This is a genomic window from Mesorhizobium sp. M2C.T.Ca.TU.002.02.1.1 (genome assembly GCF_003997225.1).
In genome coordinates this window covers 1-1,245 of the sequence record NZ_RZTO01001221.1, presented here as the reverse complement: position 1 = coordinate 1,245, position 1,245 = coordinate 1, and the positions used below count along the sequence as shown (strand labels likewise).

Genomic DNA, 1,245 nt, shown 5'->3' with positions numbered 1-1,245 from the left:
GCTCAAGCGGTCAGCGGAATCCTGATCTCCACCTTCAGTCCATCGTCACGATAGTCACGCGCGATCGTGCCGTGCAATTCGCGCGTGACATTGACGTCTATCAGCTTGGTGCCGAAGCCGGTCTTCGCCGGCGCTTCCAGGTTCTTCTGGCCCGTTTCGCGCCAGTTCAGGAGCAGCGTCCGCTCGCGACCGCGCCACTCAATGCTCCAGTCGACCTTAAGGGCGCCCACCGAATTGCCGGCTTCGCCATATTTCAGCGCGTTGGTGGCGAGTTCATGGAAGGTCAGCCCGAGCGCTTGCGTCGTCGTCTCGTCGAGCAGCACCTCCGGCCCCGACAAGACCCCTTCGGGAAGATCCTTGCCGAACACCTGCCCGAGTTCGATGCGCAGCAGGTCGCCAAGATCGGCTTTCTGCCAGCGCGAGCGCGTCAGCATGTCCTGCGAGGCGGCCATGGCCTGCAGGCGCGCCGAGAACGAAGCCGAAAACTCCTTGACGTCGGTGGCTTGCGAGGCCGTCTGCCGCGCGATCGCCAGCACGCGGGTGATCGAATTCTTGATGCGGTGCTTCATCTCCTGCAGGATCAGGTCCTTTTCCAGCAGGCTCTTTTCGGTCGCCTCGTGCAGCGCCGATTTCGCCTCATAGGTGCGCTCCTGGTAGCGCGCCACCAGCGCGATGGCGCCGGCAAGCAAAAGGCCGAACAGGCCGAGCATCACCGGAATGGCGCGCGAGGACGGCGGTTCGAAGGCGCTTGTCGGCCTGAACAGCACGGTCCAGGGCCGGCCCGCGACGACGATATCGCGACGCGCCAGAAGCTTGGCCCCGATGCGTTCCGCCGGCGGCGCTTCCGAACGGAACAAGAGATTGCCGGCTTCGGGCTTGCCGTCATAGACCTCGACGTTGACCGGCAGCAGCGGTGAATGGCTGAGCGCGACCTGGAACAGGTCCTGCGCGCGGAAGGCCGCGTAGAGAAAACCGGCGGTGGAGGAACGACTTGCATTGATCACTTCGGGCGCGGTTTCGACGTTCAGCCGCACAAAAACCAGGAACCCGGTGAAGGTCTGCGCCACGCCGGCGCCCTCGCCGAGCTGGACGACGCCGCTCGCATGCTGCTGGTCGTCGGCCATCGCCTTTTCGATCGCCGCGCGCCGTACCGGCTCGGTGAACATGTCGAAGCCGATGATCGATTGGTTGGACGTGTCAAGCGGCTCGAACAGCACGACCGGCGTGCGCCATTGGCCGGTCGTT

The 1,245-nt window shown here is 64.6% G+C and carries 1 protein-coding gene; it reads right to left on the bottom strand.

Annotated elements, in window-relative coordinates:
- Positions 1–2: 2 nt before the first annotated feature.
- On the bottom strand, positions 3–1,245 hold a 1,243-nt coding region (locus EOD07_RS34915), incomplete at its 5' end, for a CHASE domain-containing protein (protein ID WP_127238393.1).